We start from the raw sequence: 13,474 nt of genomic DNA, 5'->3' as shown, positions 1-13,474 counted from the left end.
GCAATGATTAGAACAGAAGAGATGCTATTGAATGTGGGACCACAACATCCCAGTACACATGGTGTTTTTCGCCTTGTTATTAAAATAGATGGAGAAATGATTATTGATGCGAAACCAGTCATCGGTTATCTCCATAGAGGAACAGAAAAAATAGCTGAAAACCTGCAATATACACAAATTATTCCCTATACAGACCGCTTAGATTACTTGGCCGCAATGACAAATAATTATGTGCTTTGCCATGCAGTTGAAACGATGATGGAGCTAGAAATTCCCGAACGAGCGGAGTATCTCCGCATCATCACGATGGAACTAGGTAGAATTGCCAGTCATCTTGTTTGGTGGGGTACATATTTGCTTGATTTAGGAGCGACAAGTCCATTTTTGTACGCTTTTAGAGAAAGAGAAATGATTATCAATTTATTAAATGAAATCTCTGGTGGCCGTCTGACATTTAATTATATGAGAGTAGGCGGAGTGAAGTGGGATGCGCCAGACGGATGGATTGAAAAAGTGAAGGCATTTATCCCTTACATGAGAGAGCAGTTAGCGGGTTACGGAGATCTCGTAACCGGCAATGAAATCTTCCTTAATCGTGTAAAAGGTATTGGGCAATACACCAAAGAAGAGGCAATGGACTATTCCTTAAGTGGAGCAAATTTACGTTGTACTGGGCTCGCATGGGATTTGCGGAAAAATGAACCTTATTCCATTTACGACCGTTTTTCTTTTGAAATATGTACAGCAGATACAGGTGATGCATGGGGCAGGTACCAAGTGCGTATCCAAGAAATAGAACAAAGTTTACGGATACTCGAGCAAGCGGTGGAGCAATTTCCCGAAACAGGTGAGGTCATGGGTAAGGTTCCTAAAGTGATTAAACCGCCTAAAGGAGAAACATTTGTACGCATTGAGTCTCCACGAGGGGAAATCGGTTGTTATATTGCCAGTGAAGGTAAGAAAGAGCCATATCGTCTGAAATTCAGGCGGCCGTCTTTTTATAACCTGCAAATCTTACCGAAGCTACTAGTTGGTCAGAATATGGCTAATTTAATCGCGATCCTTGGCGCAATTGATATCGTGCTTGGGGAGGTGGATGGGTAATGATCGAGGGATTATTAACTTCTGAAGCGACATGGCTTCATTTCTTCATTTATTTTGCATTAACACTGCTGCTGTTACTTATTGTTCTAGGATTTGTCACCTATGCCATTTTAGCAGAAAGAAAGGTTATGGGCTTTATGCAACTGCGGCATGGTCCTAACCAAGTAGGAGGAAGATGGGGGCTATTACAAACAGTTGCAGATGTCTTGAAGCTGCTGATTAAGGAAGATGCCATCCCGCGGGCAGCTGATAAACCATTATTTATTCTTGCGCCGGTAATTGCATTTACACCTGCTTTTATGGTCTTAGCAATTATTCCATTCACTGATCGATTTCAATTCGCTGATATCGGTGTGGGTTTGCTTTATTATATTGCTGTCTCTGGTATTACGACTGTTGGAATTGTGACCGCAGGGTGGGCTTCAAATAATAAATATGCCTTAATGGGGGCAATGAGGGCAGCCGCACAGATGATATCTTATGAGATTCCACTAGTGATGTCGGTGATTGGTGTCATTCTCCTGACAGGAAGTATGAATTTAAATGATATTGTGTTAGCACAAGAAAGCGGCTGGTATATTCTTTGGCAACCGATTGCCTTTATCGTCTTCTTTATTGCAGCGGTAGCTGAATTGAATCGCGTGCCGTTTGATTTGGCTGAAGCGGAGTCGGAACTTGTTGCAGGTTATTTTGTTGAGTATACCGGTTTCCGTTGGGCGTTCTTTATGTTAGCTGAGTATGTGTATATGTTCGCAATGTCAGCGTTAATAACTGTCGTCTTCTTAGGTGGTTGGCTACCATTACCTTATTTAGGGTTTATACCGGGAGCCGTTTGGTTTGCGCTTAAATTTATGGTTGTTATCTTTCTGCTCATTTGGTTCCGTGTTACTTTCCCAAGAATACGTGCCGACCAACTAATGGAGTTCGGCTGGAAGGTATTATTACCAGTGGCGATTGCGAATATCTTCCTCACTGCATTATTAAAAGAATGGATCAATCTATTTTAAAGGGGTGACAAAGGTATGTTTGGATTAGCAAAAGGATTGAAATACACATTGAAAAATATGACGCGCAAGAAACTAACCTATGATTATCCTAATGAACCCTTACCACTTCCCGATCGCTTTAGGGGAATTCAAAAATTTTACCCAGAAAAATGCATCGTCTGTAATCAATGTGCCAATATTTGTCCGACAGATTGCATTACACTCACGGGGAAAAAGCATCCAGATTCTAGTAAGCGGGGAAAAATTATTGATACGTATGATATAAATTTTGAAATTTGTATCCTATGTGATTTATGTACGGAAGTTTGTCCTACAGAGGCAATCATTATGACAAATCAATTTGAACTCGCAGAATATAGTCGTGATGAATTATTTAAAGATCTTGTGTGGCTGGATGAAAATGATACCCAATTACGAAGGGAGAATAAGGCATGAGCGGCGAGTTTTTCATATTTATTGTTTTATCACTCATCGCTATAGGCGGTGGGATCATGATGATTAACTTAACGAAGGTTGTTCATATGGTCGTCGCTCTCGTCTTTACTTTCATTAGTATTGCTGGCATTTACGTCATGCTTTCTGCAGAGTTTATTGCTGTTGTTCAAATCCTCATCTATTCAGGTGCGATCACCATTATGATGCTTTTTGGCATTATGTTAACGCGTCATAATGACCAGAGCGAGACGAGTGGAGGAGGCTTGAGAAAATTTCTTATCTTTCTAGCCATCCTTGGGTTCGGGCTCGTCTTTTACTTAGGTATATACCAGCTTGAACTAGGGGAACCATCCACTTCATTGCATGAAAATAATACAGAGCAAATAGGGATTGCCCTTTATTCGAAATATATTATTCCTTTTGAATTAACCTCGGTTATTTTACTCGTCGCTCTTATTGGTGCGATAGTGTTAGCGAAACGGGATGATGAGGAGGGGGAAGAACGTGAGTAGTGTGCCGTTATCTGCCTATTTAACACTAGCCATTATCCTCTTTTGTATCGGGTTATACGGGGCATTAACGAAGAAAAATACCGTTATTGTTCTTATTGCCATTGAATTAATGTTAAATGCGGTTAATATTAACCTCGTTGCTTTTAGTAAGTATGGCATGATGCCTTCAATAGATGGTCAAATATTTGCCCTTTTTGCCATTGCCGTTGCTGCGGCTGAGGCGGCAGTAGGACTCGCTATCCTCATAGCTATCTATCGAAATCGTAAATCTGTCAATGTAGATGATTACAACTCTTTGAAAAATTAGCTTGAATGAACATACGTCATTCGTATGAATAAAAGGGGACATGAAGAAATGATGGAGATTGCATGGATCATACCGCTTTTTCCGCTTTTCTCCTTCTTAGTGCTTCTTATTTTTGGAAGGAAGTGGCGGAGAGGGCAAATTGATTTCGCAGTAATTCTTTCCTTGGTTAGTTTTATATGTGCTTTGCTGGTTTTATTTGCGCGTTTCACGCAGGAAAATGTAAAGGTAGAGTTCACATGGCTAACCATAGGGGAAACGCAATTAACGGCAGGTTTTGAGGTCAATCAATTAAATGCACTTATGCTTGTCATTGTCTCGCTCGTTAGCTTCCTCGTACATATGTATTCAAAGGCATATATGGAGGGAGATGAGCGCATAACAGTATTTTTCGCCTACTTAGGTCTGTTCACCTTTGCGATGCTTGGACTTGTTCTTTCTCCGAATCTATTACAAACATATATATTCTGGGAGCTCGTGGGTGTCGGCTCATTTCTATTGATCGGTTTTTATTTTTATAAAGAAGAGGCAAAGGCAGCTGCCAAGAAAGCATTTATCATGACGCGAATTGGTGATGTCGGCCTTCTCATTGGCATGATTCTGCTCTTTTGGCAAGTAGGGAGCTTTGAATATGATGAGATTTTTGCTGTTATCTCAGCGGGGGATCTATCAGAAACGATGGCTACCTTAACAGCTATTCTGATCTTTATCGGAGCCGTTGGGAAGTCTGGTCAGTTCCCGTTGCATTCGTGGTTACCTGATGCGATGGAAGGACCCACGCCTGTATCCGCATTAATTCATGCGGCCACAATGGTAGCAGCTGGTGTTTACCTTGTCGCAGCGCTTTATCCGTTATTCGCCTTTAGTGAGGTGGCCATGCTTACCATTGCCATTGTTGGTGGTTTTACCGCCATTTTTGCTGCAACGATTGGGATGACGCAAAGAGATATTAAAAGAGCTTTAGCGTATTCTACTGTAAGTCAGCTAGGTTATATGATGCTTGCATTAGGTGTGGGAGGTTACGTGGCAGGTGTATTCCATTTAACAACACACGCCTTTTTTAAAGCACTATTGTTTTTAGCTGCTGGTAGTGTTATCCATGCTGTTCATACGCAGGATATTGAGAAAATGGGTGGCTTATGGAAGAAGATGAAGTGGACTGCACCGCTCTTTCTAATTGGGACAATGGCGATTAGTGGAGTGCCTTTATTATCAGGTTTTTTTAGTAAAGAAGAAATCTTAGTGTCTGCCTGGGTGAGTGGTCACTATTTATTATTCACACTTGCAATCATCGCTGCTTTCTTTACAGCATTTTATATGTTTCGCTTATTCTTCTTAGTATTCGGTGGAGAAGAAAAGAAAGAGCAATCAGCGGTAAAAGAATCATCCAATTGGATGACCGTTCCCATGCTTGTCCTTGCTTTGTTAGCGATTGTTGCTGGCTATATCCAAACCCCTTGGTTCGGAACATTTTTAGGAGATTGGTTAACAACGGGGATCGCTGCAAATGTGCATGGTCATCTCGATGGTCCGCTTTGGGTGATGGTTGTAGCGACGGTGGTAACATTCTTAGGTATCTTGCTTGCTTGGTTGATGTATAGTAAGAAAGTTCTTTCCCGGGATTGGTTTACATCAAGAGCTCCTTATACGTATCAGCTTGTAATAAATAAATATTATATCGATGAAGTTTACCAGTATATCTTTGTTAAAGGTAGCCGCTTCGTTAGTCAAATACTACATTTCGTGGAGGTTTATTTGATTGAAGGACTCATTTCTCTCGTAACCATCACAATGAGACGGTTAAGCATAATCGGTTCAAAGTTTCAAAATGGGCAGACTCAATTATATGGGACGGTTGCTTTTGTTGGGTTAGCCATTCTGATCGTCGTGTTTGCATTGACAGGAGGTGGCTTCTAGTGGGATTCCCGTTTATATTGACCATTATTGTATTTGCGCCCCTTCTTGGTGTCTTATTATTAACACTTGTTGCAAAAACGAAGGAAAAACTGATTAAAACAGTCGCGATCCTTAGTACCCTTCCTTCTCTTTTTCTATCAATCTACTTAATTATCTCTTCTAAGATGGGTGTAGAGTTAGTGAGTTACTCTGGGAAATTAAGTTGGATGCAATTTGGTAATCCCGAAGTCTTTGGCAAATTATACAGTATTGATTACGAATTAGGAGTAGATGGTTTTTCTCTTATCCTTTTGTTATTAACTGCCTTACTCTCAACGTTAGCCGCGTTTGCTTCCTTTCAGATCAAAGCAGGGTGGAAAGGGTATTACATGCTGTTTCTATTATTAGAAGTCGGCATGCTCGGGGTGTTTGCTGCTGAGAACTTAATTTTATTCTTTATCTTTTTTGAAGTGACATTAGTGGCAACCTTCTTTTTAATAGGTAAATGGGGGTTATATGAAAAAGAACGTACAGCCTTCTCATTGCTCATTTATAACGGGATGGGATCAGCGATTCTTTTAGTTGTCATCATGGTATTGTTTGCCAAAACAGGTACAGCAAATATCGATGCCTTAATGTCCATTTTAAGTGCGGATGACGGAACGGTTTTTTCGTCAAAAGTGAAAACAGGTTTGCTAATTGCCTTATTCATTGCCTTTGGTATTAAGCTTCCTATTTGGCCGTTTCACAGCTGGATGGTTAAAGTTCATTCTGAAGCGCCAGCAGCCATTGTTATGCTTCATGCGGGTGTACTGTTGAAAATTGGCGCCTATGGTCTCATCCATTTTGGTTTAGGCTTCTTCCCTAAGCAGTTTGAGTCGCTCACATTATGGCTGGCGATACTCGGTGTAATCAACTTGCTTTATGGGGCATTCTTAGCATTATCCCAACAAGAACTGAGAAAGATTTTAGCTTACTCATCGATTTCGCATATGGGTATTGTGCTGATCGGTTTGGCTGCCTTAAATGAAGCGGGGATACAAGGAGCGATGTTTCAAGTGGTCTCGCATGGTTTAATTGCCGCCTTGTTCTTCTATCTTATCGGCATCTTTTACGAGAGATATCAATCTACTTCCATGGCTGATTTAAATGGCTTAGCGAAAACGATGCCAATCGCGTCAGGCTTTTTGTTAGTAGCAGGTCTCGCTTCATTAGGTTTACCCGGTATGTCAGGGTTTGTCGCAGAGTTTCTCGCTTTTCTAGGTCTATTTCAAGAATGGCCAGTGATTGCCGTAATCGCCTGTTTAGGCATTATCTTGACGGCGGTATATATATTACGAGCAGTGCTTGGGATAACTTTTGGCCAACAAGAGAAGGCAAAAATGGTAAGAGATATGACGGCATTCGAAATTTGGCCAGCGATTATTTTGCTTTTATGTATTGTTGGTATTGGTGTTTATCCGGATATTCTCAGTTCAACTTTAAAATCAATCATCATTGGATTAGGGGGGTGAAGTAAGAATGGATCTTGATACGTTATTATCATTTAGTTGGCATGCGATGGGTCCAGAATTCATTATTCTTGGTACCGCTACGCTATTATCTCTTTTAGATTTATTCCTACCGAGGTCTTTTCATCGGAAATGGCTTGGTTGGCTTAGTGTAGCGAGTATCGTTGCAGCTATAGTCTTTTTACTTACACTCATAGGGGACACACCTTTTGCAATCCTCTATGACACCTTCCGTTTAGATTCTTTTGCGATTGCTTTTAAGTTGGTGTTACTAGTTGCAGCCGGCTTTGTATTGTTGTTAGCTATCTCATATGAACCGAAAGAAAAATTAACGGAGTTCAGGGGAGAGTTTTTCTATTTATTTTTAGTGGCATTACTTGGCGCGATGATTATGTCATCCAGTGGTGATTTAATTACTCTTTTTGTAGGTTTAGAGCTGATGACCTTATCATCCTATATATTAGTGGGGATAAGAAAGAAGCATCTCCCTTCAAACGAGTCAGCAATGAAATATGTTATTAATGGTGGAATTGCCACAGCTATTACCTTGTTCGGCATGAGTTATTTATATGGGGTTGCTGGGACCACCAATCTTTTAGAAATGGCTGAAAGGCTTCAAGAGTTAACGAATACTCAGCATCTATTTTTATTAGCACTTGCTTTTCTGATGATTTTAGTTGGGTTATCATTTAAAATCGCTGCGGCACCTTTTCATATGTGGACGCCAGATGTTTATGAAGGAGCCCCGATACCAGTTACCGCTTTCTTGAGTATTATTTCAAAAGCAGCAGGGTTTATTTTAATCATTCGAATGTTCATCACGGTTTTTTATCATATTCCTGATGTGAGTAACAATTCCTCTTTATTAATGGCGCTGCAAAGCTTTTTAGCTGTTCTTGCTGCAGTGACAATGATATGGGGAAATATAGTGGCACTAAGGCAAACGAAGATTAAGCGGATGCTTGCCTATTCAAGCGTTGCGCATGCTGGTTATTTATTAGTTGCGGTAACAGCCTTCTCTGCCTTTATGGTAGAGACGATTTGGTTTTATTTAACCGCCTATTTATTTATGACAATCGCTGTTTTTTCCTTATTACAATTAATGAATATTGAAGAGGTAAAGCAATTGTCTGGGCTTTCCAAACGTGCTCCTCTTTTAGCTGTTGCCCTCGCACTTACAATGCTAGGGTTAGCGGGGATACCAGGAACATCAGGGTTTATCGGCAAGCTGAATATTTTTCTCGGTGCATTAAGCACAGAACCGACACATTATCTATTAGCTGCCATATTAATCGCCACTACGGTGATATCTTATATATATTATTTTAAGTTGATTATTTACGCCTTTTTCCGAGAAGCGAATCGTACTTTTCAAATGAGTGGAAAGAAGATGAATGGTGTTATCATTAGTATTTGCGTGCTGATGACCGTATTACTTGGGGTTTTTCCACAATTAGCTTATGATTTCCTCCATCAAAATTTTTTATCATTTTATGATTTCTTACAGTAGAAACGGGTATAGAAGAAGGGAGATCCTTCTTCTTTTTTATTTTTGGAGAGCAAAGGGCTCATAGTAAAGTAAATTTTGGAAAAATAAATTTATGTGAAACGAAAAGTGAAACAAAAACGTCAATTGTTAAGAGGGTGTATGCTATCTTTCTGAAGGCGATTTGAGTTAAAATAAATGGTGTAGTTTTTGATTGAAGGAGTGGGTCATGTGATCTCTGGATTTGGCCAACAGGCATTGGTAAGTATTATTGTACATTTAATATTTATTGCCGTAGCTTGGTATGCTTTGCAAGCGATTAAAATTGATACGTGGATCAAGGCAAATCATGTTTTGCAAGCAAGGGTATTATATGTAATGTTGTCGATTGCACTAGGATCGATTGTCGGTAATTTTGTGCTTGATTATCTTCTTTGGTCTCAACAACTTCCATTTATTTTGCAATAATCATTTTGTCAAAAAATAGTCCTCAAATATAGGTCTTCGTACATGTTTTCATTTGTTTAAAGTTTGAGTACAATGCATGATGTTGCTATTAATTTTCCTACAACTATACATATGATTTGATTTAATCTTCACTCAATTAGTGGATGTCAAAATGTGACGATAATTCCCAAGTATGCCGTTCTCTCCTTTGGTAACAATGGTAATAAGGGAGGGAGTTTAAATGAAGAAGTATTCATTTATATTTTCTATAATGGGAATTGTCGGGTTAGTTTGGATTATTTTCGGCAATCATTCGGATGCAGCATCTATAGAAGAGCTTTCACTATTACAAATCGCTCAAACTGTACAGGACGAGAATATTTTGATTCAAGAATGGTCAGTTCATGCAAGGGAAAACTTGGAAAACTTACAAACCTTTGCTGAAGTAAAAGCATATACTGAAGACATGAAAAAGAGTTTTACAGACTGGAATTGGTCTGTGACAAAGGAATCTCAAGAAAGATATGAAGTCATCGGTACGCTTAAAAAAAATGATCTGACTGAAACGATAAAAATACTTTCAACCGACACAAAAGACAATGTACAAACGTATGTCATTTATGAGGCGAAAGGTGCTGGCTACAAAGGCAGTATCCAGGAAAGTATCGGGGAATATATGAAAAGTCAGATGTCTGACATTTTTACTAAAAAACCCAATATTTTCTCTTGTATCATTGGTCATTATGATGGTAATATGAGGGAGTCTATGCTTGAACAAATGAATGGATTATTGTCTACATTTAATGCGAAAGAAATAGAAGCGTTAGAAGAAGAACAATTTATCTCGACATCGGCATACTCACCCATGTTCAAAGAGTCTGTTACAACGGATGGCAAAGATATGAATTTACAAATTGGCTTAAGAAAAGAAGGGTTGGGCGCTAAGACAACTATTGTTATCGGCACACCCATCATAACGATTGAATATTAATATAGAGAAAATGGACGCGGAGGGGAATACACTTTGGAAAAAATCATCGTCCGCGGCGGAAATCGGTTAAGTGGCACAGTCAAAGTAGAAGGCGCAAAAAATGCTGTTTTGCCGGTAATCGCTGCAACATTGTTAGCAAGTGATGGAAAAAGCGTAATTCGTGATGTCCCAACTCTCTCCGATGTATATACAATTAATGAAGTATTACGTTTTTTAAACGCCGAAGTGGGGTTTGATAACAATACAGTAACTGTTGATGCATCTAGAGAGTTAAAAGTAGAAGCACCATTTGAATATGTTCGAAAAATGCGTGCATCTGTTTTAGTCATGGGTTCACTATTAGCGAGAAATGGAAGAGCAAGAGTAGCACTGCCAGGTGGCTGTGCGATTGGTTCACGCCCGATAGATCAACATTTAAAGGGTTTTGAAGCAATGGGTGCAACCGTTAAAGTCGGCAATGGATTTATTGAAGCAGAAGCACCAGAAGGAAGATTACATGGTGCGAAAATATATCTTGATTTTCCTAGCGTAGGCGCAACAGAAAATATTATGATGGCTGCAACATTAGCAAAGGGTACAACAATCCTTGAAAATGTCGCAAAAGAGCCAGAAATTGTGGACCTTGCGAACTTCCTGAATAAAATGGGTGCAAAAGTTCGTGGTGCTGGAACAGGTACGATTCGTATTGAAGGTGTGGATGTATTATTTGGTGCTGAGCATCATATCATCCCAGACCGAATTGAAGCAGGTACATTTATGGTTGCAGCAGCCATTACAGGCGGCGATGTCCTTGTCAAAGGTGCTGTACCAGAACATGCAACATCTTTAATTGCAAAAATGGAAGAAATGGGCGTTCAGTTTATCGAAGAGGAAGAAGGCGTTCGCGTCATCGGCCCGTCAGAGCTTAAAGCTGTAGATATCAAAACGATGCCTCACCCAGGTTTTCCAACAGATATGCAATCTCAAATGATGGCACTATTGCTTCATGCCAAGGGCACAAGTGTGATTACGGAGACTGTATTTGAAAATCGCTTCATGCATGTGGAAGAATTCCGTCGCATGAATGCAGATGTGAAAATCGAAGGACGCTCTGTTATTATGGAAGGACCATCCAACCTGCAAGGTGCAGAAGTTGCCGCAACGGATTTACGTGCTGCAGCTGCTCTCATCTTAACAGGACTTGTAGCAGATGGCATAACACGCGTAACAGAATTAAAACATCTTGATCGTGGCTATGTCGATTTCCATAAGAAACTAGCGAGCTTAGGTGCAGACATTGAACGTGTGACTGAAGCAGAAGAAGATATGTCTACAACTGAACAAACCATCATTACTGATTTAAATGCATAAAAATGGCTGAACCACTAATCTCTTTTGGAGATTGGTGGTTTTTTTGGTTTAGTTTGAAAATGTACAAAGCAATACATGGTGTGGGAAATAAGGACAAGGATTCACCCACCTAATTAATGTGAAATTCACCTTCGCTATAACACCCACTCCATATTTTCCTCGTTTCTCTATCTCTACCATTACACTCTTTACTAGAGAAAATTCAATATTGGGATTTTGTCATAATGGCTCTATTTCGACCATATGATTGAATGAGACGTGAATCTTGATGGAGGCTAGCATATGACAAAATTCAAACCATTCATCGTACTATCAGCACTACTCTTTACACTTGTATTAATTATCCCAGCCTTACTAGTAGTTCTTCCTTTTGGAAATGATGAAAAGCAAGAGAATCGAGAGTCTGTGACTGCGGAAAAGAAGAAGGAGGAGGCAACATCTTTCACCTCGATGGAACCTGCAGTTGATGTGGCGGTTTATCGAACCAATGCCAAAAAAGTGGAAACATTTGCCTTTGAAGACTATCTTATTGGGGTTGTTGCTTCTGAGATGCCTGCGGAGTTTGAGCTAGAAGCGTTGAAGGCCCAAGCACTTGCAGCGCGAACATATACAATGCAGCATCTAATGGCAGATAAGGGGTCGTTACCAGAAGGCGCAATGATTACAGATTCCACTGATGATCAAGTTTTTAAAAACAAAGAAGAGCTCAAAAAAATATGGAAGTCCGATTATGATTGGAAAATCGAGAAAATTACGCAAGCAGTTCAAGAAACAAGTGGGCAAATTCTTACCTATGACGGTAATCCTATAACGGCAGCGTTCTTCTCTACAAGTAATGGCTACACGGAAAATGCAGAAAACGTTTGGGCGAATGCCACTCCGTATTTAAAAAGTGTCAAAAGTCCCTGGGACATTGATACACCAAAATTCGATGATCAAATCTCTATGCCTGTATCTGAATTTGAAAAAAAGTTAAATGTGAAAGTACCTTCGGGTCAAACAGTTGCTAAAATTGTTGAAAAAACAGATGGTAATCGAATAGGGAAAGTGGATATTAATGGAACCATAATAAAAGGAACCGATATCAGAATGAAATTAGGGTTGCAATCAACTGACTTTACCCTGACGAGAAATGGTGATCAGATTAATATACAAACAAAAGGGTATGGGCATGGGGTTGGCATGAGTCAGTATGGTGCAAACGGGATGGCGAAGGAAGGCAAATCATATAAAGAAATCGTTTCTTATTATTATAAAGGAATCGAAATCAGTGAATCTGATACGATGGTGGCAAAATTAACTGCACAAAAGTAAGTTAAAACAAACAGCTTCATTCGGAGCTGTTTGTTTTCTATTTGTAGATAATAGCGCATCAAAGTATTCAGAATTTAATTATTTTGATAAAACATGTATATATAAACCCAGTTAGTAAAAAATAAATCCAAAAAATTTTTTAGATGATGTATATATCTTCTGGAATCTGTTCAAACTGATGCCAGAGGTGATGAAAAATGAGAGAGGAAGAAAAAAAGACTTCTCAAGATTCTAGTTTTAAAAAGTTTATGAAGAAACGTTGGGCTTATCCAGCAATTTACATCGCGAGTGCAGCACTCATACTTAGTGGCGTTCTATGGTTCCAAAACGGCAATGAAAATGCTTCAGACACAGATGGATTCGATTACGGTGAGACAGATCTTTCTGGCAAAGGTAATGAGGATGCAGTAGAAGTGAATAATGCAATGGAGAATTTTGTGTTACCTGTAGAAAATGCGGACGGAGCAGTGATCCAAACTAAATTCTATGATGTGCATGGTGAGGAAGCGGCTCAAGAAGAAGCATTAGTATTCTACAATAACACATATCAACCAAATGCAGGTATTGACATTGTTATGAAAGATGGAAAATCATTCGAAGTTCGTTCGGCATTAAGTGGAACAGTTACTAAGGTGGAAGAAGATGCAACTCTAGGAAATGTCATTGAAATTCAGCATGCTGAAGGGATTGTGACACGCTACCAATCCATTACTGATATGAAAGTAAAAGAAGGTAGTGTAGTGGAGCAAGGAGATACAATTGCTCAATCTGGACAAAGCCAAATTAACCAAGAAGCTGGAGAGCATGTACACTTTGAAATCCGTAAAGATGGTGTAGCTGTAAACCCAGAGGAGTTTGTTGGTAAAACGTTAAGTCAATTGGAAAAAGCAGAAATAGCTGAAGAAAAAGCACCTACTGAAGATGCAGCACAAGATGGTTCAACTGAAAGTTCTAATGATGAATCAGATGCTGCGCCAAGTGATGGAGACCAATCAGAAGATACTGCCCCAAGTGATGAAGATCAATCAGAAGATGATGGTGCAAGTAATGAAGGTGAAACAGACGCAGATACGTCTTCAGATTCACAAGAATCATAAATAATAGTTGAGACAAAAAT

At 39.5% G+C, this 13,474-nt stretch carries 13 protein-coding genes; all 13 read left to right on the top strand.

Annotated elements, in window-relative coordinates:
* Nucleotides 1-3 precede the first annotated feature (3 nt).
* The 13 genes from H9655_RS16885 (at nucleotide 4) to H9655_RS16825 (ending at nucleotide 13,454) form a co-directional block, all read left to right on the top strand.
* Nucleotides 4-1,104 (top strand): NADH-quinone oxidoreductase subunit D, encoded by a 1,101-nt coding sequence (locus H9655_RS16885; protein ID WP_191816204.1) that lies wholly within the window; start codon nucleotides 4-6, stop codon nucleotides 1,102-1,104.
* Nucleotides 1,104-2,111, top strand: a complete 1,008-nt coding sequence (gene nuoH / locus H9655_RS16880) for an NADH-quinone oxidoreductase subunit NuoH (RefSeq protein ID WP_191816202.1) — start codon at nucleotides 1,104-1,106, stop codon at nucleotides 2,109-2,111. The genes H9655_RS16885 and nuoH overlap by 1 nt, the downstream gene beginning before the upstream one ends.
* Before the next feature lie 15 nt (nucleotides 2,112-2,126).
* A complete protein-coding gene (gene nuoI / locus H9655_RS16875) occupies nucleotides 2,127-2,546 on the top strand; it encodes an NADH-quinone oxidoreductase subunit NuoI (RefSeq protein WP_191816200.1) in 420 nt (139 codons plus the stop codon).
* Nucleotides 2,543-3,058, top strand: a complete 516-nt coding sequence (locus tag H9655_RS16870; protein ID WP_191816198.1) for an NADH-quinone oxidoreductase subunit J — start codon at nucleotides 2,543-2,545, stop codon at nucleotides 3,056-3,058. Before nuoI ends, H9655_RS16870 begins: the two co-directional genes overlap by 4 nt.
* Nucleotides 3,051-3,365, top strand: coding sequence for an NADH-quinone oxidoreductase subunit NuoK (nuoK, locus tag H9655_RS16865; RefSeq protein WP_095371603.1), 315 nt, complete (start codon nucleotides 3,051-3,053; stop codon nucleotides 3,363-3,365). Before H9655_RS16870 ends, nuoK begins: the two co-directional genes overlap by 8 nt.
* A 48-nt stretch (nucleotides 3,366-3,413) precedes the next feature.
* A complete protein-coding gene (nuoL, locus tag H9655_RS16860) occupies nucleotides 3,414-5,279 on the top strand; it encodes an NADH-quinone oxidoreductase subunit L (protein ID WP_191816196.1) in 1,866 nt (621 codons plus the stop codon).
* A complete protein-coding gene (locus tag H9655_RS16855; protein ID WP_191816194.1) occupies nucleotides 5,279-6,772 on the top strand; it encodes a complex I subunit 4 family protein in 1,494 nt (497 codons plus the stop codon). Before nuoL ends, H9655_RS16855 begins: the two co-directional genes overlap by 1 nt.
* A 7-nt stretch (nucleotides 6,773-6,779) precedes the next feature.
* Nucleotides 6,780-8,279 (top strand): NADH-quinone oxidoreductase subunit NuoN, encoded by a 1,500-nt coding sequence (nuoN, locus tag H9655_RS16850; RefSeq protein ID WP_191816192.1) that lies wholly within the window; start codon nucleotides 6,780-6,782, stop codon nucleotides 8,277-8,279.
* Between the two features lie 207 nt (nucleotides 8,280-8,486).
* The gene (locus tag H9655_RS16845) at nucleotides 8,487-8,723 is read left to right on the top strand and encodes a DUF1146 family protein (protein WP_191816415.1); all 237 of its coding nucleotides are present in this window, start codon (nucleotides 8,487-8,489) and stop codon (nucleotides 8,721-8,723) included.
* 220 nt (nucleotides 8,724-8,943) lie between these two features.
* Nucleotides 8,944-9,693 carry a YwmB family TATA-box binding protein gene (locus H9655_RS16840; RefSeq protein WP_191816190.1) on the top strand — a complete coding sequence of 250 codons (750 nt, stop codon included), beginning with the start codon at nucleotides 8,944-8,946 and terminating at the stop codon, nucleotides 9,691-9,693.
* A gap of 33 nt (nucleotides 9,694-9,726) precedes the next feature.
* Nucleotides 9,727-11,043, top strand: a complete 1,317-nt coding sequence (gene murA, locus H9655_RS16835; RefSeq protein WP_191816188.1) for a UDP-N-acetylglucosamine 1-carboxyvinyltransferase — start codon at nucleotides 9,727-9,729, stop codon at nucleotides 11,041-11,043.
* 282 nt (nucleotides 11,044-11,325) lie between these two features.
* Entirely contained in the window at nucleotides 11,326-12,357 is a 1,032-nt protein-coding gene (spoIID, locus tag H9655_RS16830) for a stage II sporulation protein D (RefSeq protein WP_191816186.1), read from the top strand.
* A gap of 197 nt (nucleotides 12,358-12,554) precedes the next feature.
* On the top strand, nucleotides 12,555-13,454 hold the full coding sequence (locus tag H9655_RS16825) for a M23 family metallopeptidase (RefSeq protein ID WP_191816184.1): 900 nt from the start codon (nucleotides 12,555-12,557) through the stop codon (nucleotides 13,452-13,454).
* The last annotated feature ends 20 nt before the right edge of the window (nucleotides 13,455-13,474 follow it).

It is taken from the genome of Cytobacillus stercorigallinarum (assembly GCF_014836495.1).
Lineage (GTDB): Bacteria > Bacillota > Bacilli > Bacillales > Cytobacillaceae > Cytobacillus > Cytobacillus stercorigallinarum.
This window is presented reverse-complemented; position numbering and strand designations above follow the sequence as displayed.

Coding starts and splice junctions, on each gene's coding strand:
- H9655_RS16885 (WP_191816204.1), top strand. CDS start 4: ATGATTAGAACAGAAGAGATGCTATTGAATGTGGGACCACAACATCCC.
- nuoH (WP_191816202.1), top strand. CDS start 1,104: ATGATCGAGGGATTATTAACTTCTGAAGCGACATGGCTTCATTTCTTC.
- nuoI (WP_191816200.1), top strand. CDS start 2,127: ATGTTTGGATTAGCAAAAGGATTGAAATACACATTGAAAAATATGACG.
- H9655_RS16870 (WP_191816198.1), top strand. CDS start 2,543: ATGAGCGGCGAGTTTTTCATATTTATTGTTTTATCACTCATCGCTATA.
- nuoL (WP_191816196.1), top strand. CDS start 3,414: ATGATGGAGATTGCATGGATCATACCGCTTTTTCCGCTTTTCTCCTTC.
- nuoN (WP_191816192.1), top strand. CDS start 6,780: ATGGATCTTGATACGTTATTATCATTTAGTTGGCATGCGATGGGTCCA.
- H9655_RS16840 (WP_191816190.1), top strand. CDS start 8,944: ATGAAGAAGTATTCATTTATATTTTCTATAATGGGAATTGTCGGGTTA.
- spoIID (WP_191816186.1), top strand. CDS start 11,326: ATGACAAAATTCAAACCATTCATCGTACTATCAGCACTACTCTTTACA.
- H9655_RS16825 (WP_191816184.1), top strand. CDS start 12,555: ATGAGAGAGGAAGAAAAAAAGACTTCTCAAGATTCTAGTTTTAAAAAG.